Source organism: Pseudarthrobacter sp. NPDC055928 (assembly GCF_042270935.1).
Lineage (GTDB): Bacteria > Actinomycetota > Actinomycetes > Actinomycetales > Micrococcaceae > Arthrobacter.
Genome location: NZ_JBHJZH010000003.1, coordinates 252,027 through 272,844, shown reverse-complemented (window position 1 = coordinate 272,844; position 20,818 = coordinate 252,027). Strand labels below are relative to the sequence as shown.

Annotated in this window: 21 protein-coding genes; 13 read left to right on the top strand and 8 right to left on the bottom strand. The window is 64.4% G+C overall.

The genetic code is table 11. The features are described 5' to 3' along the window. From ACFC25_RS06520 to ACFC25_RS06505, 4 genes are read right to left on the bottom strand one after another with little or no spacing between them, the layout of a single operon-like run. Complete coding sequence (locus tag ACFC25_RS06520) at window positions 1–1,188, bottom strand: mandelate racemase/muconate lactonizing enzyme family protein (protein WP_337350613.1); 1,188 nt, start codon at window positions 1,186–1,188, stop codon at window positions 1–3. A gap of 7 nt (window positions 1,189–1,195) precedes the next feature. Further along, on the bottom strand, window positions 1,196–2,029 hold the full coding sequence (locus tag ACFC25_RS06515; RefSeq protein WP_337345370.1) for a carbohydrate ABC transporter permease: 834 nt from the start codon (window positions 2,027–2,029) through the stop codon (window positions 1,196–1,198). After that, on the bottom strand, window positions 2,029–3,015 hold the full coding sequence (locus tag ACFC25_RS06510) for a carbohydrate ABC transporter permease (RefSeq protein WP_376044518.1): 987 nt from the start codon (window positions 3,013–3,015) through the stop codon (window positions 2,029–2,031). The genes ACFC25_RS06515 and ACFC25_RS06510 overlap by 1 nt, the downstream gene beginning before the upstream one ends. Next, window positions 3,012–4,274 carry an ABC transporter substrate-binding protein gene (locus ACFC25_RS06505; RefSeq protein WP_376044517.1) on the bottom strand — a complete coding sequence of 421 codons (1,263 nt, stop codon included), beginning with the start codon at window positions 4,272–4,274 and terminating at the stop codon, window positions 3,012–3,014. The genes ACFC25_RS06510 and ACFC25_RS06505 overlap by 4 nt, the downstream gene beginning before the upstream one ends. Window positions 4,275–4,385: 111 nt before the next feature. On the opposite strand from ACFC25_RS06505, the gene ACFC25_RS06500 reads away from it, so the two are divergent. Next, window positions 4,386–5,129 carry a FadR/GntR family transcriptional regulator gene (locus ACFC25_RS06500; protein WP_376044516.1) on the top strand — a complete coding sequence of 248 codons (744 nt, stop codon included), beginning with the start codon at window positions 4,386–4,388 and terminating at the stop codon, window positions 5,127–5,129. Window positions 5,130–5,181: 52 nt separating this feature from the next. Here the strand turns inward: ACFC25_RS06500 and ACFC25_RS06495 are convergent, their stop codons facing one another. After that, window positions 5,182–6,222, bottom strand: a complete 1,041-nt coding sequence (locus ACFC25_RS06495; protein ID WP_376044515.1) for a LacI family DNA-binding transcriptional regulator — start codon at window positions 6,220–6,222, stop codon at window positions 5,182–5,184. Window positions 6,223–6,454: 232 nt separating this feature from the next. Here ACFC25_RS06495 and ACFC25_RS06490 point away from each other — a divergent pair, with 232 nt between their 5' ends. From ACFC25_RS06490 to ACFC25_RS06440, 11 genes are read left to right on the top strand one after another with little or no spacing between them, the layout of a single operon-like run. After that, window positions 6,455–7,786, top strand: a complete 1,332-nt coding sequence (locus tag ACFC25_RS06490) for an extracellular solute-binding protein (RefSeq protein ID WP_337345375.1) — start codon at window positions 6,455–6,457, stop codon at window positions 7,784–7,786. Further along, window positions 7,783–8,721: a sugar ABC transporter permease gene (locus tag ACFC25_RS06485; protein WP_337345376.1), complete on the top strand. Its 939-nt coding sequence runs from the start codon at window positions 7,783–7,785 to the stop codon at window positions 8,719–8,721. The genes ACFC25_RS06490 and ACFC25_RS06485 overlap by 4 nt, the downstream gene beginning before the upstream one ends. Window position 8,722: 1 nt before the next feature. Further along, window positions 8,723–9,628 (top strand): carbohydrate ABC transporter permease, encoded by a 906-nt coding sequence (locus ACFC25_RS06480; RefSeq protein ID WP_376044514.1) that lies wholly within the window; start codon window positions 8,723–8,725, stop codon window positions 9,626–9,628. A gap of 30 nt (window positions 9,629–9,658) precedes the next feature. Then, window positions 9,659–10,849, top strand: a complete 1,191-nt coding sequence (locus ACFC25_RS06475) for a Gfo/Idh/MocA family protein (protein WP_376044513.1) — start codon at window positions 9,659–9,661, stop codon at window positions 10,847–10,849. A 27-nt stretch (window positions 10,850–10,876) separates the two neighbouring features. Then, window positions 10,877–11,881, top strand: a complete 1,005-nt coding sequence (locus ACFC25_RS06470) for a sugar phosphate isomerase/epimerase (RefSeq protein WP_337350620.1) — start codon at window positions 10,877–10,879, stop codon at window positions 11,879–11,881. A 49-nt stretch (window positions 11,882–11,930) separates the two neighbouring features. Then, a complete protein-coding gene (locus tag ACFC25_RS06465) occupies window positions 11,931–12,629 on the top strand; it encodes a ThuA domain-containing protein (protein WP_376044512.1) in 699 nt (232 codons plus the stop codon). Continuing rightward, window positions 12,614–13,738, top strand: coding sequence for a Gfo/Idh/MocA family protein (locus ACFC25_RS06460; protein ID WP_376044511.1), 1,125 nt, complete (start codon window positions 12,614–12,616; stop codon window positions 13,736–13,738). Before ACFC25_RS06465 ends, ACFC25_RS06460 begins: the two co-directional genes overlap by 16 nt. A gap of 2 nt (window positions 13,739–13,740) precedes the next feature. Further along, entirely contained in the window at window positions 13,741–14,739 is a 999-nt protein-coding gene (locus tag ACFC25_RS06455) for a sugar phosphate isomerase/epimerase family protein (RefSeq protein WP_376044510.1), read from the top strand. Between the two features lie 46 nt (window positions 14,740–14,785). Beyond that, on the top strand, window positions 14,786–16,555 hold the full coding sequence (locus tag ACFC25_RS06450) for a dihydroxyacetone kinase family protein (protein ID WP_376044509.1): 1,770 nt from the start codon (window positions 14,786–14,788) through the stop codon (window positions 16,553–16,555). Next, window positions 16,552–17,040 (top strand): ribose-5-phosphate isomerase, encoded by a 489-nt coding sequence (locus ACFC25_RS06445; protein WP_337350625.1) that lies wholly within the window; start codon window positions 16,552–16,554, stop codon window positions 17,038–17,040. The genes ACFC25_RS06450 and ACFC25_RS06445 overlap by 4 nt, the downstream gene beginning before the upstream one ends. A gap of 2 nt (window positions 17,041–17,042) precedes the next feature. Beyond that, the gene (locus ACFC25_RS06440; RefSeq protein ID WP_337350626.1) at window positions 17,043–18,029 is read left to right on the top strand and encodes a 3-hydroxyacyl-CoA dehydrogenase family protein; all 987 of its coding nucleotides are present in this window, start codon (window positions 17,043–17,045) and stop codon (window positions 18,027–18,029) included. Window positions 18,030–18,057: 28 nt separating this feature from the next. Here the strand turns inward: ACFC25_RS06440 and ACFC25_RS06435 are convergent, their stop codons facing one another. The 3 genes from ACFC25_RS06435 to ACFC25_RS06425 all read right to left on the bottom strand — a co-directional run bounded on the left by ACFC25_RS06435 (window position 18,058) and on the right by ACFC25_RS06425 (window position 19,675). Next, entirely contained in the window at window positions 18,058–18,384 is a 327-nt protein-coding gene (locus tag ACFC25_RS06435) for a LuxR family transcriptional regulator (RefSeq protein WP_337345386.1), read from the bottom strand. Between the two features lie 60 nt (window positions 18,385–18,444). Beyond that, entirely contained in the window at window positions 18,445–19,107 is a 663-nt protein-coding gene (locus tag ACFC25_RS06430; RefSeq protein WP_376044508.1) for a DUF6766 family protein, read from the bottom strand. Between the two features lie 73 nt (window positions 19,108–19,180). Beyond that, the gene (locus tag ACFC25_RS06425; RefSeq protein ID WP_376044507.1) at window positions 19,181–19,675 is read right to left on the bottom strand and encodes a DUF6328 family protein; all 495 of its coding nucleotides are present in this window, start codon (window positions 19,673–19,675) and stop codon (window positions 19,181–19,183) included. Between the two features lie 219 nt (window positions 19,676–19,894). Between ACFC25_RS06425 and ACFC25_RS06420 the strand changes: the two genes are divergently transcribed. Further along, a complete protein-coding gene (locus ACFC25_RS06420; RefSeq protein ID WP_337350629.1) occupies window positions 19,895–20,794 on the top strand; it encodes an SDR family oxidoreductase in 900 nt (299 codons plus the stop codon). The last annotated feature ends 24 nt before the right edge of the window (window positions 20,795–20,818 follow it).

Sequence of the window (20,818 nt, the reverse complement as noted above, 5' to 3'; positions counted from 1 at the left end):
TCAGATGGCCGGTGTGCGCTCAAGGTTGAAGTAGGAGCGGGCATCCGGAGGGCGGATGTCCGCGACGGCATCATGGAAGATCCGCATCGGGTGCGGCGTGTACGGGTGTTCGGCGATCGCTTCGAAGTCGAGTTCGATGCCCAGGCCGATGCCTTCGGGGATGAGGATGTCACCCTCCCCGGTCAGCTGGAGGCGCTCGTTGGAGATCTCGCTGCGCCACGGCACGTCCGAGGCCATGATTTCCAGGTAGCGGAAATTGGGCAGCATCGCGCCCAACTGCAGGGTGGCCGCGGTACTGAGTGGTCCGCTCGGGTTGTGCGGTGCGAACGGAATGTAATGGGCCGCCGCGAGCGTAGAGATGAACGACAGCTCCAGGAGCCCGCCGGCGTGCGTGACATCGGGCTGGATGTAGTCCACCGCGTTCCGTGAGAGGGCGGGGACAAAGGTGTTGCGTCCGAACCAGCGTTCCCCGGCAGCGATCGGTACCGGCGATTTGGAGCGTATCTCCAGGAGCGCATCGATCCCGTCCGGCGGGCATGGTTCTTCGAAAAACACCGGCTGGAACTGCTCAATTTCGCGCGCGACCCGAATGGCTGTCGGGACATCGAAGCGGCCGTGTCCTTCAATGAACAGCTCCACGTCGTCCCCCACTGCCTCGCGGACAGCGGCGACGGGCTCGAGCATGCGCCGCAGATCCCGCGGTTCGAGGGTGAGGTCAGCGGCTTCGAAGGGATCCCACTTGAGTCCGCGGAAGCCTTGGGCGACCGTCTGGACGGCGGCCTCGGCGAAGTCCTCAGCCGTTTTGGCTCCGGAGAACCAGCCGTTGGCATAGGCCCGGACTCTGTCGCGGACCTGTCCACCCAGCATGCGGTGGACAGGGACGCCAAGCGCGCGGGCAGAGACGTCCCACATCGCCATTTCGAGGGCGCTGAGCGCTGTCATCGAGACGGGCCCTCCACGCCAGTAGGCATCGCGGTTGAGCTCGTAAATGGTTTGGGAGATCCGGGTGGGGTCCTTGCCGCGGACCGCGTCGGCGAGCACGGCGACGGCGCCGCGGACCGCGTGTTCCTGGCCTTCGAGGGTTGCCTCGGCGATGCCGGTGAGTCCCTCGTCGGTGCTGAGCCGGACGAAGATGAGGTTCGTCCGGTAAAAGTCGACAACGACGGTGTCGAGGTTGGTGATTTTCATTCGTGGATCATCCTTTAACAGCGCCCGCGGTCATCCCGCTGACGACATATCGTTGTGCGAACAGATAGAAGGCGACGGCCGGCAGCGTGAACAGGAGGCCGACGGCCATGATGGTCTGGATAGAGGTGTCCTGCTCACCGATGAACCCGGCGACACCGACTGAGGCCGGCTGCAGGGACTTGTCGAACACGAAGGTGACCGCGAAGACGTACTCGTTCCAGGCGCTGAAGAAGGCGATCACTGCGGCGGCGGCTATCGCCGGGGCTATCAGTGGCAGGATGATGCGGGCGAGGACGGTGGGCGGACGGCTGCCGTCGACCCTCGCGGCCTCGTCCAGCTCGCGGGGAACGCCATCTATGGCCCCCTTGAGAATCAGTGCCACCACGGGCAGTGTGAATGCGGTGTCGGCCAGGATCAGCCCGTGCAGCGAGTTCAGCAGGTCGAATCGCCGGAAGATAGCAAACAACGGAACAACCAGCAGCGCCTCGGGGAGCATCTGCGTGAACAGCAGCGCCAGCCCAACTACGGCCTTGCCGCGGAAAGTGAATCTCGACAGGGCATAGCCGAGGGGGATGCCCAGTCCGATGGACAGGACAGTTGTCCCGGCTGCAACGATGAAGCTGTTGAGCAGCCAGCCGACCACCTGGCCGTCCGCCAGTGCATCTGCGAAGACGCCGAAGCGGGAGAAGTCGGGAAGCAGGTTTATTGATGATGACCCGAAAAGGGCCTCGTCAGGGGCCAGAGCGGTCACAAACATCCAGTAGATGGGGAAAATTGAAATCCCGAGGACGAAGAGAACGGCGAGGGTACGGGCCGTCACTCCCAAACGTATGCGGCGCATTATGCCTCCTTGGCGGCCGCGCGGGCGACGAATCGACTGCCGGCGATGACGATCAGGGAGATGACAATGCCCACCATGCCGATGGCCGCGGCCGTCCCCAGCTGCTTTGATTCAAACGCCTGGGCGTAGAGGTCGATCACGAGGGTGCGCGTAGAGCCCAGTGGTCCGCCGCGGGTCATCAGCCAGATCAGCTCGAAGCGGCGCAGTGACCAGATGGTCATCAGTACCGCGACCAAACCGATCGTCGGCTTCAGAACCTGCCAGGTCACCACCCGGAAGATCATCCAGCGTCCTGCTCCGTCGACCTGGGCGGCTTCCACCAGCTCCTGCGGAACGCCTTGCAGGGCCGAGAGGAGCACGACCGCCACGAACGGCACCAGCTGCCAGATTGTGGTGACAAGGATTGCCGCGAGTGCCAGCCTGGGGTTGTCGAGGATACCGTTGGGACCCGGGTCGATTCCTATTCCCCGAAGTAGGCGTGTGAGGATGCCGAACTGCGGGTTGAACATCCATGTCGCAATGAGTGCGACGGCAATTCCAGGTGCCGCCCAGGGCACGGTGACCAGCGAGCGGGCGACCGCCCTGCCAGGGAACCGGCCGTTCAGCAGGAGGGCTACGAGCAGGCCAAGGCCCACTGCGCCGATGACGCATGCCGTGACGTAGATGAGCGTGGTGAGCAGGGTCTGGCGGAACCCGGGGTCTGCCAGGACGGACTGGTAGTTCGCCAGCCCGACCCAGATGTTGTTGTTTGGGTTGAGTAGGGTGGTCCTCGTAAAGCTGAGCCAAACCTCCTGCAGGAGCGGGACCAGTTGGAAGACGATGATGTAAAGGGCTGCGGGGGCAAGGAAGAGGTACGGGGTCCAAGGGCTCCCGGCCGGGCTCCTGCGGCGTCGCTTGTTTCCTGTGCGACGGGTGTCGGGGGCCGGCGTCCCAGCCGGCCCAGGGGGCCGTGCCAGAAGGCGCGGACCCTTGCTTTGGTCTGTCATCGCCCGACCAGCTCCTCCGCCTGCTTCTGTGCCTTCTCCATCGCAGTCGCCATATCCTGCTGGCCCTGGAGTGCGGTCAGCACTTCGGTTACCACGATGTGGCGGATGTCTGCAGTCTGCGGACCGAAACCGTTCACGATCTGAGGGACTCCCGAGTCGGTCAGCTCATCAAGCGTCAGAAGGAACGGGAATTTCTGGAGGCTTTCGGCGCTGCGCTCTGTCGGCGTTGCCACGCTGCTGGCGCCGAGCACTTCCTGGAGCTTGACCTGCTGTGCGGGCTGGAGCATCCAGTTGATGAAGTCAAGCGCCGCATCCTTGTGCTTGCTGTTGGCATTGACGGTGATTGGAGCCAGCAACGCCCCCTGCTTCTTTTCCGGGAACGGAATGCGGGCCACACTGAAGTTGAGGTTCGCGTTGGCAGACTTGGTGGCCGTCACGTAGCCGCCGTTGTTGAGTTCCATTCCGACCTTGCCGTTGGCAAACATTTTGCGGAACGTAGCGGCGTCGGCGCCCTTCGGAATGACGTTCGCGTCGTAGAGCTGCTTGTACGCTTCCAGGCCATCAATCACCTTCGGCGAGTCGAGGGTGAGCTTTTCGCCGTCTGACCAGTCACCCCCAAAGCCAAGGACATAGTTGAAGATGTCCTGCCAGACGCCGGCCTCTTCCGCCTGGGTTTGCCGGAAGGCGAGACCGTAGACATCGCCCTTGGTGGTGTCCTTGGCCGTCTGGGCAAACTCCTCGAATGTCTTTGGGGCTTCGGGGATGAGGTCCTTGTTGTAGAACATGCCGTAGTTCGAGTTCTCGAAGACCACGCCGTATCGGTGATCATCGACGGTCAGGTACTTGTCCGGGCCGGGAATGAGCTTCAACTTTTCCGCGTCGATCTTGTCGTCGAGGGACTCGAGCAGGCCGGAGGACGCTGCCGTCGAGAATTCCGGCATGTCGAAGCGGACCAGGTCCGGACCTTCACCGCCGCCCATCTGTGTCAGTACGGTCTGGCCGAAACTGGGGTATGGCACTGATGCCGGTTCTACCGTGACGGTGTCCTGGCTGGCGTTGTACTCATCAATCAGCTTCTGCAGGCCGGGCCCACGGCCCGGGTCACCGAGCGTCGAAGCCGCAAAGGTAATGGTTGCAGGCTCCGGGCTGGCCGACGAGCCGTTGGATGCCGGCGAACATCCAGCGAGTGCCGTGGCGCCCGCTGCCAGGACGGCAAGGATCGAAATCGTTCTCGAGGGGCGGGATAGGCGTGATGACATAGCTACTCCTTCGTAAGCAATCGTGTGGTGACCTTCGCCACATCAATACTTATATTACTAATAATAGGTATAAAGGCAATAGTGGACGCGAAGCGGGGTAAAGTTGTCTGCATGACCAATCTGCACTCGGGCCTCGTTGACATGCTTGGGCTCCGCATCGTCCGGGGCGACTACCCTCCGGGAACCCGGATCGACGTCGACTCCCTCGAGCCCGAGTTCGGGGTCAGCAAAACCGCTATCCGGGAGGCCTTGCGCGTTATCCGCGAGAAGGGGCTTATCGACTCCTGGCCAAAGCGCGGAACGATCGTGAACGACCGTAAGGCTTGGAAGCTGCTGGACAGCGACGTCATTATGTGGCGGCGCTCCGCACGGCGGGACGATGACCGTCTCCTGGCGGAGCTTTCGCAGTTGCGGGACGTCATTGAACCGGCCGCGGCGAAGCTGGCTGCACAGTATCGGAAGCCGGAAGATATTGAGGCGCTGAGGCGATCGTTCGCCGAGTTCGAGATGGCGGGGCATGACGTCGAACGGCTCGCTGCGGCGGACCAGGACTTCCACCTGCACCTGCTGCGGGCGACGCATAACGAACTGATGATGCGTCTTGACGTGGTCATTGTGCACGCCCTTAATGCCCGAAACAGGATCCAGCACCATCCCGGCGCGGCCTGGCTCGATCCGGTCCCGGACCATCGTCGGGTGCTCGATGCGGTCGAAGCGGGCGACCCCCAAGCGGCAGAAGCGGCCATGAAATATGCGATTCGGGAGTCCGACGTAGACCTCACCAGCGGAGAGCCCGTGTTTGATGAGCCGGTTGCCCGCCCCAGCTTCAGCACTGACGGATCAACAGCCCGTTAGTGACCCCGACCCCTGATGCGCTGAGGCCCCCCTGTGGCTTGGTGCGGGGCGCTCACGCCGGGGGTGGTGCCGTTGAATCGCGGACGATTACATGGGTAGCCAGTTCGACGCGGTGGGAATCCGGGACTTCCCCGCGGGCCTGGCGGAGCAGGGCACGCAGCGCTGCGCGCCCCATTTCCTCCAGTGGCTGGGCAACTGATGTCAGCGCCGGTGTGGATTCCTCGCCTTGCTTTGTTCCGTCGAAGCCCACAAGGCTGAGGTCCTCAGGAATATTTATGGCGTGGTGGCCTGCTTCGCTGATAACACCCAGCGCAATGCTGTCGCTTCCGGCAAAGATTGCCGTGGGGCGATAATCCAGCTTGAGCAGCGCCCTGAGCCCCGTTATGCCGCTCTCCCTTCGGAACCTACCTCCGGAAATAATGTACTGGGGATCAATGGGCACGCCCCGGGCCATTAGCGCGGCCATGTAGCCGTGGAGCCGAGCCTGGTTGCATTCCGCCCCCTCGATGCCGCCTATGTAGGCGATGCGGCGATGCCCCAGCTCCAGCAAATGGTCTGTCGCTGCTTTGCCACCGGCCCAATTGGTCGCTCCTACGCTGACCACGTCGGCCGAGGGCGCATTGAGCGGATCAATCACTACGACGGGAATATGCCGGCGCCGGAACGCATGCAGCTGGGCCTCGCTGAAAGCGGACGTCACCACGATCATTCCCGCCCTGCCCTCGTCCAGCATGCGCTGTGCGCGACGTTCGGGGCTGCGCTGGCCCATCGGCGCCGCGCCTGTGACGCTTACCAAAATCTCGACGTCGGCACCCGCAGCAAACTGCAGTACGCCATTGAGAACCTCAACCATGTAGGCGGAATCGAGCACGTCGATGACCACCTCAACGACCGTGCCGGTCTCTCCGGCTGCACGTCGCTGCAGTGGCGACTGGTACCCTGCCTGTTCCAGCGCGGCCAAGATGCGGGCGCGTGTGGCCGGCGCAACGTCCTCACGGCCGTTCACGACTTTCGAGACTGTAGGTGTTGAGACCCCGGCTTGCCGCGCCACGGTGGCCAGCGTCGGTTTAGCCTGGCGCGTCTTCTGTGCCATGAGGTTCGCAACCTTTCGATAGTTTCGGTAATTGCATTCTTCAGAACGTCGCTGTCAGGGTCAAGCGTACTTGCATAGATCGTACGAAACTTTCCGAAACCTCTTGACGGCGCGGCTTTCATGGACTTAGTTTAGACCGTGACCTAAATCACGGATCCGAAACATTTCGAAACACATCAGGCGGCCCACGCCCGTCGGATGGCTCAAAGAAGCACTTTCAGATGGAGAAGCAATGAAGCAACCCCAGTCCTCCCGGCGCTCTTTCCTCGCCCTTGCTGCCCTTACTCCCTTTGCTGCCATGGCGGCGACTGCCTGTGGAACGTCAGGACCGGGGACCTCCAACAGCGGCGGAGGCGGTGCCACCATGTGGTACCTGTCCGGCGAACCGAACCAAACCACGATGCAGAAGGCGGTGGACGCATTTAGTTCGGCCAACGCCAACGACAAGATCGCGGTGACCTACTTCCAAAACGATGCCTACAAAACCAAGATCAAAACCGCGATCGGCGCCGGCCAGGCGCCCACCATCATCTACGGCTGGGGCGGCGGGACGCTGAAGACCTATGCCGAGGCCAACCAGGTAGACGATCTGACCGGCTGGTTTGAAGAGAATCCGGACCTGAAGAAGAAGTTCTTCCCGGCCTCCTTCGGTGCAGCCACCGTCAACGGGAAAATCTATGCGCTGCCCAACCAGTACGTCGCGCCGATCGTCCTGTTCTACAACAAGGAACTGTTCGCGAAGGCCGGCGTCCAGCCGCCAAAGACCTGGGATGACGTCATGTCCCTGGTGAAGACCTTCAATGGCATGGGGGTGGCGCCGTTCTCCCTTGGTGGGCAGTCGCGCTGGACCTCCATGATGTGGCTTGAATACCTGCTCGACCGAATCGGAGGCGCCGAGGTATTCAAGGCGATCTTTGAAGGCAAACCCAATGCCTGGAAGGATCCGGCCGTGATCGAGACGGGCACAAAGATCCAGGAGCTCGTCTCGGCAGACGGCTTCATCAAGGGCTTCTCCTCCATCGCCGCTGACTCCAATGCTGACCAGGCGCTTCTGTTCACGGGCAAGGCAGCCATGATGCTGCATGGTTCGTGGACCTATGGCGCCATGAAGAAGGGCGGCCAGAACTTCGTCCAGGACGGGAAGCTGGGCTTCGTCCAGTTCCCGACCGTTGCCGGCGGCAAGGGCGACCCTAAGAACGGTGTGGGGAACCCAGCGCAGTACATGTCGATCTCCTCCAAGGCCACAGACAAGGAAAAGGAATCGGCGAAGAAGTTCTTCAAGGACGGCATCCTGACCGAGACGGTCATCGATACCTACATCAATTCCGGATCCGTTCCGATTGTCAACGGCATCGAAGACAAGCTCAACACGTCGGCAGACAAGGATTTCCTGAATTTCGTCTACGATCTGGCCAAGAACGCGCCGAACTTCCAGCAGTCGTGGGACCAGGCACTGAGCCCCACCGCCGCCGAAGCCCTGCTGAACAACATCGACCAGCTGTTCCTCAAGTCGATCACGCCCCAGCAGTTCGCTGAGAACATGAATGCCACCCTCGGGAAATGAGTAACGCCGTCTCCACCGCCCGTGGGACCGGGGCCAACGCCAGAACTGACGCTGGGCAAAGCGGACAGCGAAATACGGCCCTAGCGTGGCTGGCAATTCCTGCCCTGGTCTTCTTCCTGGTCTTCGCCGTCGTCCCGCTGGCCGGTGTCCTTATCCTGAGTTTCGCCAGTTGGGACGGCATCGGTGCCATCGGTTCAGCGGGGCTGGGCAATTGGTTCTCGGTGCTTGCGGACCCGGGGCTGTACAGCTCCCTCGGACTGACTTTCCTGATCATGATCGCCTCGTGGTTGGTCCAGACGCCCATCAGCCTCCTTTTGGGGGTCTTCACCGCGGGAAGCCAGCGCTACCGGGCCGCCCTGGCGGTGCTGTATTTTTTGCCGCTGCTGCTCTCGTCGGCCGCCGTCGCGATCGCCTTCAAGGCCCTGCTGGACCCGAATTTCGGCCTGGCCACAGGCCTGGGACTGCCGTTCCTGGCCCAGGACTGGCTGGGAGTCCCGCATCTGGCATTGGGTCTGGTGATCTTTGTGATTGCGTGGCAGTTCGTGCCGTTCCATACGCTCATCTACCAGGGTGGAGTGCGGCAGATTCCCAAGTCACTGTACGAAGCAGCGGAGATCGACGGGGCGGGGATTATCAAGCAGTTCTTCCACATCACCCTCCCGCAGTTGAAGTACACCATCATCACCTCGTCCACCCTGATGGTGGTGGGATCCCTGACGTATTTCGACCTGATCTTCGTCCTGACTGGCGGCGGCCCGGGCAACTCCACCCGGATCCTGGCCCTGGACATGTACCTGCGGGGGTTCCGGGCCAACCTTATGGGTCCTGCCAGCGTCATCGCCGTCATTCTCGTACTCATCGGCCTTGCACTCGCCCTGTTCCTCCAGCGCCTTGGAGGCAAGGACAAGCAGGGCAGCCAATTGGAAGGTATGTAGGGTGAGCACTGTACTGAAAAGCAGCGCGGAGGAAACTCCCGCCGGTTCGCGGGCCAACCCGTCCGCCGTCAAGCGGGGGTTCGGTTACCGGATGAGGCGGCTCAACGTCCCTGCTGGCCTGGGCGGCTGGTTCTGGCTGGCCATCATCATCATTCCGGTTTACTACGTAGTGATCACCAGCCTGAAGACGCAGGCAGGCTACTTCGGCCAGAATCCGTTGGCCCTACCCACGGAGCCAACCCTGGAGAACTACCAACTGGTCCTTGAGAAAGACTTCGCCAAGTACTTCATGAACAGCACCATCGTCACACTCGGTGCCGTCATCCCCACGGTGCTTGTCTCCTTCATGGCCGCATTTGCCATTGTCCGGGGCAAGGGCAGGTTCCTGAAGATGGTCAACGGCATGTTCCTGATGGGACTGGCCATACCCCTGCAGGCAACGATCATCCCGATCTACCTGATGATCATCCGGCTCAACCTGTACGACAGCCTGCTGGCGCTTATGCTCCCCTCCATCGCCTTCGCTATCCCGTTGACGGTCCTGATCCTGTCCAACTTCATCCGTGATGTGCCGAACGAACTGTTCGAGTCCATGCGGCTGGACGGCTGCAGTGAATGGCAGACCATGTGGCGCCTGGCCTTGCCGCTGACCCGCCCTGCGATCGTGACTGTCGCCATCTACAACGGCCTGCACGTATGGAACGGATTCCTGCTGCCGCTGATCCTTACCCAGAGCCCCGGCTTGCGCGTCCTTCCCCTAGGTCTGTGGACCTTCCAAGGGGAATACAGCGTCAACATTCCGGCCGTGCTTGCCTCGGTGGTGCTCAGCACCCTCCCAATCCTCGTGCTCTACGTGGTGGGCCGCCGTCAGTTGCTCAGCGGCCTGACCGCCGGATTCAGCAAGTAACAACCAGGAACTTCACGAAAGGACAAACACATGACCTCCGCACGGCCCCTTCGCGTCGGCATGGTGGGTTACGCCTTCATGGGCGCAGCACACTCCCACGCCTGGCGCACCGCACCACGGTTTTTCGACCTGCCGCTGCAGCCCCGGCTCACCGCTGTCGCCGGCCGGAACGCCGATGCCGCCAGGGCAGCCGCGGACAAGCTGGGCTGGGACTCGGTGGAGACGGACTGGCGCCGCCTGATCGAGCGCGACGACATCGACCTGATCGACATCTGCACACCCGGCGACACCCACGCCGAGATCGCCATCGCAGCCCTCGAAGCCGGAAAGCACGTGCTGTGCGAGAAGCCGCTGGCGAACTCCGTGGAGGAAGCCGAGCGGATGACCCTCGCTGCAGAGACCGCCGCCAAGCAGGGAGTCATGTCCATGTGCGGCTTCAGCTACCGCCGCACCCCGGCGCTGGCGCTGGCTAAACGGTTCGTGGAGCAGGGCCGGCTGGGCGAGATCCGCCACATCCGGGCGCAGTATCTGCAGGACTGGCTCTCTGATGCCAACGCCCCCATGACCTGGCGGCTGGACAAGAGCAAGTCAGGGTCCGGGTCCCTCGGCGACATCGGTGCGCACAGCATCGACGCCGCCCAGTGGGTGGCCGGGCAGAGCATCACAGGCGTTTCGGCGCTGCTCGAAACGTTTGTCCCGGAACGCCCGCTGGCCGGCGACCTCGTGGGCCTGGGCGGCCACGGCGACCTCAGCGGCGATGCGCCCCGCGGGAAGGTCACCGTGGATGACGCCGCCATCTTCAGTGCAAAGTTCGACGGCGGCGCTTCCGCGGGTGCGATCGGCGTCTTTGAAGCTACGCGGTACGCGCTGGGCCGGAAGAACGCCATGCGTTTGGAACTGAACGGCACCAAAGGCTCCCTCGCCTTCGATTTCGAGGACATGAACGTCCTGTCCTTCTATGACGCGGCAGAGTCCCCGGACGCCGGCTTCCGGAAAATCTTCGTCACCGAACCGGAGCACCCGTACGTCGGCAACTGGTGGCCCACCGGCCACGGCCTGGGCTACGAGCACGGCTTCACCCACCAGGTGGTGGACCTGGTCACCGCAATCGGTGAGGGCCGCCAGCCGGAACCGTCCTTCGCCGACGCCCTGCAGGTCCAGCGGGTCCTGGCGGCCGTGGAGGCCAGCGCCGCCAACTCCAGCCAATGGCAGAAGGTCTAGGAACGTGAACACAGGAGAAGGAACGCCATGACACGACCAATCACGCTTTTTACCGGCCAGTGGGCCGACCTGCCGTTCGAGGAGGTGGCCCGGCTCGCCGGCGAGTGGGGCTTCGACGGGCTCGAGATCGCCTGCTGGGGCGACCATTTGGACCCCCGCCGGGCGGCGGAGGACGACAACTACCTCCAGGGCCGGCTGGACATCCTGGAGAAGAACCACCTGAAGGTCTTCGCCATCGCCAACCACCTCACCGGCCAGGCCGTGTGTGATGACCCCATCGACGAACGCCACCAGGGCATCCTGTCCTCGGAGATCTGGGGCGACGGCGACCCAGAGGGTGTGCGCCGCCGGGCCGCGGAGTCCATGAAGGACACAGCACGGGCCGCCGCGCGCCTGGGAGTCAAGACAGTGACAGGCTTCACCGGCTCGTCCATCTGGAAGGCGGTGGCGATGTTCCCGCCCGCCTCCGAGGCAATGATCGACGCCGGCTACCAGGACTTCGCGGACCGCTGGAACCCTATCCTGGAGGTCTTCGACGAGGTGGGCGTCCGTTTCGCCCTTGAGGTCCACCCGTCCGAAATCGCCTACGACTACTGGACCGCCAAGCGCACCCTGGAGGCGATCGGGCACCGCAAGAGCTTCGGCCTGAACTTCGACCCGTCCCACTTCATCTGGCAGGACCTGGATCCGGTGATGTTCCTCCAGGACTTCGCGGACCACATCCTCCACGTGCACGTCAAGGAATCAGTCCGCCAGCTCGATGGCCGCAACGGCCGCCTGGGCTCCCATCTGGCCTGGGCGGACCCCCGGCGCGGCTGGGACTTCGTCACCGCCGGGCACGGGGACGTCCAGTGGAACCGGATTTTCCGCACCCTGAACGCCATCGGCTACACCGGGCCCACCAGCATCGAATGGGAGGACGCCGGCATGGACCGGCTCGTCGGCGCACCGCAGGCGCTGGCCCTGGTCAAGGACCTCGCCCGCATCGCCCCGCCGGCAGCCGCTTTCGACGCCGCCTTCTCCAGCCGCTGACCCATACTTTCCGGCCCCGGCCGGCAGCCAAACAAAAGGAAACCCCGACATGACAGAACGCAAGAACGCCCTGGTGGTCCGCGGCGGCTGGGACGGCCACCAGCCGTACGAGGCCACGGAACTCTTCATCCCCTACCTCAAGGACAACGGCTACGACGTCCGCGTCGAGGAATCCCCCAAGGTCTATGCCGACGCCGAGTACATGGCCGGAGTGGACCTGATCATGCAGTGCATGACCATGACCACCATCGAAAAAGACGAGTTCGCCGGGCTGCGGGCCGCCGTCGAAAACGGCACCGGCCTGGCCGGCTGGCACGGCGGCATCGCCGATTCGTACCGCAACAACTCGGACTACCTGCACCTTATCGGCGGCCAGTTCGCCTGCCACCCCGGCAAGCACCCGGACGAGTGTGTCGGCGAGCAGTCGGACAACTACGTTCCCTACACAGTCAACATGCTTCCGGCGGCCGCGGAGCACCCCATCACCCAGGGCATCTCCGACTTCGACCTTGTCACCGAGCAGTACTGGGTGCTCTCCGACGACTACATCGACGTCCTGGCCACCACCACCCAGAAGGTCCGCGAGTGGGACCCGTGGAACCGCGAAGTCACCTCACCGGCCATCTGGACCCGCCAATGGGGCAAAGGCCGCATCTTCGTCGCCACCCCCGGCCACCGGGTCGAAATCCTCCAGGACGCCAACGTCCGCACCATCATCGAAAGGGGCCTGCTGTGGGCAAGCCGTTGAAAGTCGGAATCATTGGCTGCGGAGCCATCATCGCGCAGTACCTGGCGAACTTCCGCAAACTCGGACAGATCGACCTCGTGGCCGTAGCGGACCTGGACCCCGCACGTGCCCAGGCCGTGGCGGATGCCTACGAAGGTGTCCGCGCCATTTCCGTCGAGGAACTCCTTGCCGCGGACGACGTCGAACTGGTCCTGAACCTGACCATCCCCGCTGCCCACGCCGAGGTGGCGCTGAAGGCCATCGCCGCCGGAAAGAGCGTGTACGGGGAGAAGCCCCTCGCCGCCACCACGGCCGAGGCACGCCAAGTGCTGGATGCGGCGCGCGAGGCGGGCGTCGCCGTCGGCTGCGCTCCTGACACGGTACTGGGGACCGGCATCCAGACCGCGCGCAAGGCGATCGATGACGGTCTGATCGGCGCACCTATCTCGGCCTCCGCCACGATGGTGACCCCGGGCCACGAGCGGTGGCACCCGAACCCGGACTTCTACTACCAGCCCGGCGGCGGCCCGCTCCTGGACATGGGCCCGTACTACGTGACCGCCCTGGTCACCCTGCTGGGTCCCGTCGTCTCGGTCATCGGCGCCGCCAGCCATACCCGCAACGAACGCACCATCGGTTCCGGCCCGCGCCTGGGCGAGAAGGTCCCCGTTGCCATCGATTCCCACGTCACGGGCGTCCTGGTGCACGCCTCAGGCGCGCTCTCCACCCTTTTCATGAGCTTCGACGCCGTGAAATCCAAGTCGCCGAACATCGAAATCCACGGGGAGCGCGGATCCCTGGTGGTCCCCGATCCCAACTACTTCGACGGCGACGTCCAGCTGTTTTCCCTCGGGGCCGAGGACTGGGAAACCCTTCCGGTGTCCGCCGGGTACGTTGACTCCGGGCGCGGCTTCGGCATTGCGGACCTGGCGTCCACCCCGGCGGGTGCCGAACCCCGCGCGGGCGGCGCCATGGCCTACCACGCCCTTGAGGTCATGGAATCCGTCCTCGAATCAGCCCACAGCGGCGCGGCCGTAGCCATCCGGAGCACCGTGGAACGGCCTGCGGGCGTCGAGCTGACCGTCCTTGCCGAGGATCTGGACAGGCTCCAGACGCAGGAAGCGGTCTAGGGATGGCCTTCACCGCCGAAAACTGGCCCATCACAGCGGCCCTGCTGCCCTTCCCGGGCACCAGCGCGCAGGGAACCCACATCAACGATGCTGATCCCTCCGCCTGGGCAGAGGTGCTGACCGAGGTCAAGGACGCCGGGTTCGCCAACGCGGACCTGACCGACAGTTGGGTCCGGCCCGGCGACCTCAGCCCGGACCGGCTGGCCGACTTCAGGCAGACGGCACAGGACGTGGGCATCGGCACCCCTGCCATCTCCGCCATCCGCCGCAGCGTCATTGACGGGCGGAACTGGGAAGCCAACCTGGCGTACAGCCACCGGACCATTGACGCGGCCGCGGAGCTGGGCTGCGAGGTTGTCTCCTTTGGCCTCCACCAGGCCATCACGCCGGAGCAGCAGAAACAGCTCTGGTTCTGGACGGTTGAAGGCCACAAGGACCCGGAGGGAGACCGGGAAACTTGGGGCAACGCCGTTTCACGCCTCCGGGAACTCGGCCGGCACGCCGCTGAGGTGGGCCTCCTGCTCTCACTCGAAATGTACGAGGACACGTACCTGGGCACCGCAGATTCTTCCGTGCGCCTTGTCCAGGACATTGGGCTCCCCAATGTGGGCCTCAACCCGGACCTTGGCAACCTGATCCGGCTGCACCGGCCGGTGGAGGACTGGCGGGAACTGGTGGCCAAAACCCTGCCGTACGCCAACTTCTGGCACATGAAGAACTACCTCCGCGACGAAGACGTGGCCCGCGACATGTATGTGGCCATGCCGGCCCCCATGGAAAGCGGCCTCATCAACTACCGGGAGGCCTTCAAGATGGCACTGTCCGCCGGCTTCCAGGGGATCCTGTGCACCGAACACTACGGCGGGGACGGACTGAGTGTTTCGGCCACCAACCAGGACTACCTCCGCCGGCACGTCCTCCCCAAGACCGGCGGATACGCCCTGGGCAGCAGCCAGGTGGCCCAGGTGCGGCAGCAGCCGGCGCAGCCCGCCCGCGTGTAGGCGCGGCATCACGGCGTTTTCAACCCAAGGATTCGATGAGGAAACCATGACCCAGATCTTTGACAACCCCGCCGACTTTGCGCAGGAGGCACTGGACGGCCTCGTGGCAGCCAACCGCGGCTACGTGGCCAGGGTGGACGGCGGCGTGGTCCGCTCCACCGAGGTGCCCGCCGGCCAGGTGGCCGTGGTGGTGGGCGGCGGCTCCGGCCACTACCCGGCCTTCGCCGGCCTGGTGGGGCCAGGCCTCGCCGCAGGCGCCGTGTGCGGCAACATCTTCACGTCGCCATCCGCCGGGCAGGCGTACCGGGTGGCCAAGGCGGCCAACGCAGGCGGCGGCGTGCTGTTCAGCTACGGCAACTACGCCGGGGACGTGATCCATTTCGGCGAGGCGCAGCAGCGGCTCAACGCCGAAGGCATCGAGACCCGCACCGTCCTGGTCACGGATGACATTGCCAGCGCCCCGCTGGACCAGATCGACAAGCGCCGGGGGATCGCCGGTGACCTGACCGTCTTCAAGATCGCCGGCGCAGCAGCCGAAGCGGGACTTGACCTGGACGCCGTCGAACGGCTCGCCGTGCTGGCCAACCACCGCACGCGGTCCCTCGGCGTGGCTTTCGACGGCTGCACCCTGCCTGGCGCTGCCGAACCGCTGTTTCACGTGCCGGCCGACGGGATGTCGCTCGGGCTGGGCATCCACGGTGAACCCGGGATCTCCGACCATCCCATGCCTACGGCGTCCGAACTGGCCGAACTGCTCGTTTCAGGCCTGCTCCGGGAGAGGCCCGATGATGCCGGGAACCGCGTAGTGGCCATCCTCAACGGCCTCGGCAGGGTGAAGTACGAGGAACTGTTCTTGCTGTTCGGCAAGATCGACAAGCTCCTCACCGCCGCCGGCCTGACCATCGTGGAGCCGGAATGCGGCGAGCTGGTCACCAGCCTGGACATGTCCGGCCTGTCCCTCACACTGCTGTGGCTGGATGACGAACTGGAGCGCTTCTGGACTGCCCCGGCCGACACCCCCGGGTACCGTAAGGGCAGCCTGGCACCGCGGTCTCGGCGGGAACTGGCCGCACCGGAAGGTGCCCTGGCCACCGAGGAGGAAGATACGACGGCGGCAGCAGCCGGGCTTGGCCGGCTGGCAGCCGCCGTGCTCGCCCAGGCGAGGGACGCCGTCGTCGTCCATGAACGCGAACTGGGCAGGCTGGATGCCATTGCCGGCGACGGCGACCATGGCGTCGGCATGCGCCGGGGCGTGGACGCCGCGGTGGCAGCGGCCGGGGAAGCTGTTGGCGCGGGATTGTCGGTTCACCGCGTCCTCACCGCGGCGGGCGAAGCGTGGAGCGAGCGCGCCGGCGGCACCTCGGGGGCGCTCTGGGGATCCGCCTTGACGGCGGCCGGGCGGGCCCTCGGCAACAAGGACTCCTACAGCGGCGGGGACGCAGCGGCCGCAGTGACCGCCTTCGCAGACGCCGTCACCACGCTGGGCAAGGCTGATGTGGGCGACAAGACCATGGTGGACGCACTGCTTCCCTTCCGGGACGCCTTCGTGACTGCGTTCGACGACGGCACGCCAGTGACCGGGGCGCTGACCGCCGCGGTGACCGCCGCCCGGCAGGCGGCCGACGCCACCGCATCCCTGCGCCCGCTGAAGGGAAGGGCGCGGCCGCTGGCCGAAAAGAGCCTGGGCCATCCGGATCCCGGAGCGGTGTCCTTTGCCCTGATCGCCACCCGGGTATCTGATTACTTCGAGTCGCCACCACCCCTGTCTTCTCCCAGGGCGGCCGCGTTGGTGGCCGGAAACGGGGCTCAGGCATGAGCGCCGGTGATGCGGCAGGATGGCGGATCGTTATCGGGAACGACGAGGCCGGCGTCGAGTACAAGGACGCGCTGAAGGCGCTGCTCGAAGCTGACAGCCGCGTTGCGTCCGTTCTGGACGTGGGCGTTGGTGCCGGCGACAATACCGCGTACCCACACGTCGCCGTCGACGCAGCCCGCAAGGTGGCCAGGGGTGAGGCGGACCGCGCCCTGCTGATCTGCGGCACCGGACTGGGCGTGGCCATCGCGGCCAACAAGGTCCCGGGAATCCGGGCGGTCACGGCCCATGACGGGTACTCGGTGGAGCGCTCGGTGCTGAGCAACAACGCGCAGGTCCTCACCATGGGCCAGCGCGTCATCGGCCTGGAACTGGCCAAGAAACTGGTGGGCGAATGGCTCGGCTACCGGTTTGACGAGACCTCGGCCTCCGCCGCGAAGGTGGACGCCATCTGCTCCTACGAACCCGAATCCACGAAAGCAGTCTGATCATGACCAAAAATTCATCCCACCCAACCAGCACCGGCGGCGCCCGGAAGATCGCCATCGTGGGCTCCGGCTACATGGGCGGCGGGATCGCGCAGGTCCTGGCTCTGGGCGGGGCCCGTGTGGCTCTCTCCGATGTGTCCGCCGAGGTGGCCCAGGGAAACTACGACCGGCTCCTGGTTGAGTCCGACCAGTTCGTGGCCGATGGATTGTTCCCAGAAGGTTCCACCGAGATCCTGAAGCAGAACCTGTGGGCCGCGAAGGACATCGAGGAAGCGGTGGCGGACGCGGACTTCATCGAAGAGGCGGTCCCCGAAATCCTGGCCATCAAGCACCAGACGCTGGCCCGCATCAGTGCAGCGGCCCGGCCGGACGCCATCATCGGCTCCAACACCTCCACCATTTCCATCGCCGAACTGTCCGGGCCGGTCAGCAACCCGGAGCGGTTCCTGGGTGTGCATTTCTCGAACCCGTCGCCCTTCATTCCCGGTGTGGAGATCATCCCGCACGCCGGAACATCCGCCTCCACCGTGGGCGCGGTCCGTGAGCTGGTCCACGCAGCCGGCAAACAGACCGCCGTGGTCAAGGACACCACCGGGTTTGTGCTCAACCGCCTGCAGTATGCGCTGTTCCACGAGGCGGCGCAGCTGGTGGAGCAGGGCATTGCGACGGCGGACGACGTGGACACCCTGGTCCGCACCACCTTCGGCTTCCGGCTGCCATTCTTCGGCCCGTTCGCCATCGCCGACATGGCCGGCCTGGACGTGTACAACTTCTGCTACAAATCCCTGCAGAAGGAGTTCCCTGAACGGTTCGCCACCCCGAGGATCCTGAGCGACCTGGTGGAGGCCGGAAAGCTTGGCACCAAGACCGGCGCCGGCTTCCTCAACGTCCCCGCGGAGCGCACACCAGAGCTGATCGCCTACCGCAACAAGGCCTATGTGGCCATGCAGAAGCTGCTTGATGAGCTGGGTCCGGCGCCTATTGGATGAAAAGCGAAAGGCCTCTGACCGGACGCCGCTAGACGATGGTGGTGTTCCTCCGGCGGCGCCAGATCAGGACCACCACCAGGGTGACCAGGGCGACGGCGCCGATCACCCACGGTGCGTAGTCCACCCGCGTCGCTTCGGCGTCGCCCGTTTCACCCGTGCCCGGGTTGGCCGGGCCGGTTGAGGCCGGATCGGTGGGGGAGGGGCTGGCGGTGGAAGCAGGTACTGCTGCCTGCGCCTCCAGGGCTTTGGCCTCAACCCCTTGGGTTGCCATTGGCGTGGCATAGGCCGCCGCGGCCAGCGGTGCAGCGGTCAGCACTGCCAGCGCCACGATGATGGTCCTCAGCATTCTTCGCATGGAACTCTCCTGTCCAGGTCCTGTTCGGGATGGGTGTTTCCAAAGGTCCGAAAGCGCGGCTTACGCCCCGGTCTCGTAATGCGGCTCGGCCACCGGCTTGGACTCCGGGGAGCCCTTCTCGCGGAGGTACACGGACGTTCCCACCAGGACGGCTACGGCGAGGAACTCGCTTTGCCAGTTCTGGAAGGACTCGAACCAGAACTGGCTGGTTCCCAAGTACTCCAAGACCGTAACGGTGGACTCTCCATGGCTGAGCTGTTCCTCGTTGTACGCCGACGTGCCGCCCAGCGCGTGCATGGTGAAGGAGAAGACAAAGAGGGCCAGGAGGAGCAGTGACAGTGAGTGCTCATAGATCTTGAGCACCAGGCCGCCACGCTTCACCGGCCAGGGAGTGGCGTCCTTGATGGTCGCATCGCGCGGATCCTGGTCCTGCGGCGCCTTCTTGCCCATCGGTTTGGACTCCGAGGAGCCCTTCTGGAACAGGAAGACCGTCAGGATGACGTACATGGCCATCTGCAGGAATTCCGATTCCCAGTTTTCGAAGGTGGCCTCCACGAAGTTTCCAGTGGACAGGTACTCAAGGATGGTCACCGCCTGCTGGCCATGCGCCGCCTGTTCCTCGCTGTACGCAGCTGCGCCGGACAGGATCATCCCGCCGAAGAACACCACGAATAAGCCGGCGTTGGCGAGCAGCAACCCGTGCTCTTTGGCCCATGTGCGCATTGTTGCTCCACCTTCTGAGGTTTGCTGATCGTCTGGTCTTGCCGGGACTGGCTTAGCGCGGTTAGGAGCCTGGCTAGCGTTCCTTGGCGCGGTGGTTCAGCCGCAGTGGGACGTAGATCAGCAGCACCAGCAGGATGGCCAGCAGGATTCCGCCGGCAGTCAGGCCCGCTGAGCGGCCCGCAGTGACATCAAAGACCAGGGCTGCCGTTCCAACGCTGAGCATGGCAACCCCAGCCAGCGCGATCTTGGTGATGGAATCGGCGCTTGAGACCAGCGTCGCCTTGAGGCGCTGCCGGAACAGCCGGCGATGCACGCTGACGGGAAGCAGGATAAAGGCAGTGGTGAGCGCGGCGATGACCACGTTGACAAGATAGAGGGTGACTTGGAAATCGTCGAGGTGTTCGAATCGCTCCTGGAAAGGAAGGGTCAAAAGAAAGCCTGCGAGAATCTGGACACCGGTCTGCAGCACGCGGAGCTCTTGCAGGAGTTCGGCCCAGTTGCGGTCCAGTTGCTCCTCCCGGGTCTCGTTGCGGCCTGTGCTTCCGGTGTAGTCCTCCACGTCAGACATGCCTTCTCCCTCTCCGCCCGGTTGCTGCCTCGCCGCAGGGATCCTCCCGCGGCGCCGCGTGCTCCAAAACTAGGCTGAAGTTGCGCCAAGATCAACATTTGATAAGTTTACTGATTATTCAGCCTGAACGGTGGACTTTGCTTCGCCCAGCGGGATAGTTTCGAAGAACCGGCGCAAGCAGGAGCCCTTCGAAAACCGATTGACGTGAGTAGGTGGACTATGAGCGATACGCAGAAACAGACCGACCCGCCCACCGACCCCAGGGGCGGCTACCACTCCGGGCCTTTCCCGGAGCAGGAACAAAAACAACCCGGCCTCACAGCACCCATGGACCCGAGGCCGGACCACGGCGAGCACAGCTACGAAGGCCATGGCGCACTGGAAGGCAAAGCTGCGCTCATCACCGGAGGCGACTCCGGTATCGGCAAAGCGGCGGCCATTGCCTTCGCCCGTGAGGGGGCCGACGTCGCGATTTCCTACCTCCCGGAGGAGGAGGACGACGCCCAGGACACCGCCGACTGGATCCGGAAAGCTGGCAAGCGCGCCCTGCTGCTGCCCGGCGACGGGCGACAGGAGGAATTCAGCACCCGGATCGTGGAGGATACGGTGGCTGAGTTTGGCGGCCTGGACGTCGTGGTGCTCAACGCGGCATACCAGAAGAACCGCGAGAGCTTCGAGTCGCTTCCCACTGAGGAGTTCGACCGGGTATTCCAGACCAACCTGTACTCGTTGCTCTGGACCGCGCGCGCCGCGGTTCCGCACCTGAAAGCCGGTGCTTCGATCATCACCACCGCCTCCATTCAGGCTTTCAATCCCTCGCCGGGGCTGATCGACTATGCGATGACCAAGGCGGCGCAGGTGGCCTTTACCAAGGCGCTTGCCCAGGAACTGGGGCCAAAGGGAATCCGCGTGAACGCGGTGGCCCCGGGCCCTATCTGGACGCCGCTGATCCCGGCCACCGAGTGGCCGGACAAACTGCCCAAGTTTGGTCAGGACACCCCCCTGCAGCGCGCGGGGCAGCCCGCCGAACTCGCAGCGGCCTATGTTTTGCTCGCCTCCGACCAGGGGTCCTACATTTCGGGTGCCGTGCTGCCAGTGACCGGCGGCAAGGGGCTATAGCGAAGAAGTTTGCACGTCAGATTC

Bases quoted from the DNA above. Each gene is read 5' to 3' on its own strand.
- ACFC25_RS06430 (WP_376044508.1), bottom strand. From the start codon at position 19,107: ATGCGCACATGGGCCAAAGAGCACGGGTTGCTGCTCGCCAACGCCGGC.
- ACFC25_RS06490 (WP_337345375.1), top strand. From the start codon at position 6,455: ATGAAGCAACCCCAGTCCTCCCGGCGCTCTTTCCTCGCCCTTGCTGCC.
- ACFC25_RS06505 (WP_376044517.1), bottom strand. From the start codon at position 4,274: ATGTCATCACGCCTATCCCGCCCCTCGAGAACGATTTCGATCCTTGCC.
- ACFC25_RS06475 (WP_376044513.1), top strand. From the start codon at position 9,659: ATGACCTCCGCACGGCCCCTTCGCGTCGGCATGGTGGGTTACGCCTTC.
- ACFC25_RS06445 (WP_337350625.1), top strand. From the start codon at position 16,552: ATGAGCGCCGGTGATGCGGCAGGATGGCGGATCGTTATCGGGAACGAC.
- ACFC25_RS06455 (WP_376044510.1), top strand. From the start codon at position 13,741: ATGGCCTTCACCGCCGAAAACTGGCCCATCACAGCGGCCCTGCTGCCC.
- ACFC25_RS06520 (WP_337350613.1), bottom strand. From the start codon at position 1,188: ATGAAAATCACCAACCTCGACACCGTCGTTGTCGACTTTTACCGGACG.
- ACFC25_RS06485 (WP_337345376.1), top strand. From the start codon at position 7,783: ATGAGTAACGCCGTCTCCACCGCCCGTGGGACCGGGGCCAACGCCAGA.
- ACFC25_RS06465 (WP_376044512.1), top strand. From the start codon at position 11,931: ATGACAGAACGCAAGAACGCCCTGGTGGTCCGCGGCGGCTGGGACGGC.
- ACFC25_RS06515 (WP_337345370.1), bottom strand. From the start codon at position 2,029: ATGCGCCGCATACGTTTGGGAGTGACGGCCCGTACCCTCGCCGTTCTC.
- ACFC25_RS06450 (WP_376044509.1), top strand. From the start codon at position 14,786: ATGACCCAGATCTTTGACAACCCCGCCGACTTTGCGCAGGAGGCACTG.
- ACFC25_RS06440 (WP_337350626.1), top strand. From the start codon at position 17,043: ATGACCAAAAATTCATCCCACCCAACCAGCACCGGCGGCGCCCGGAAG.
- ACFC25_RS06510 (WP_376044518.1), bottom strand. From the start codon at position 3,015: ATGACAGACCAAAGCAAGGGTCCGCGCCTTCTGGCACGGCCCCCTGGG.
- ACFC25_RS06500 (WP_376044516.1), top strand. From the start codon at position 4,386: ATGACCAATCTGCACTCGGGCCTCGTTGACATGCTTGGGCTCCGCATC.
- ACFC25_RS06495 (WP_376044515.1), bottom strand. From the start codon at position 6,222: ATGGCACAGAAGACGCGCCAGGCTAAACCGACGCTGGCCACCGTGGCG.
- ACFC25_RS06470 (WP_337350620.1), top strand. From the start codon at position 10,877: ATGACACGACCAATCACGCTTTTTACCGGCCAGTGGGCCGACCTGCCG.
- ACFC25_RS06420 (WP_337350629.1), top strand. From the start codon at position 19,895: ATGAGCGATACGCAGAAACAGACCGACCCGCCCACCGACCCCAGGGGC.
- ACFC25_RS06425 (WP_376044507.1), bottom strand. From the start codon at position 19,675: ATGTCTGACGTGGAGGACTACACCGGAAGCACAGGCCGCAACGAGACC.
- ACFC25_RS06435 (WP_337345386.1), bottom strand. From the start codon at position 18,384: ATGCGAAGAATGCTGAGGACCATCATCGTGGCGCTGGCAGTGCTGACC.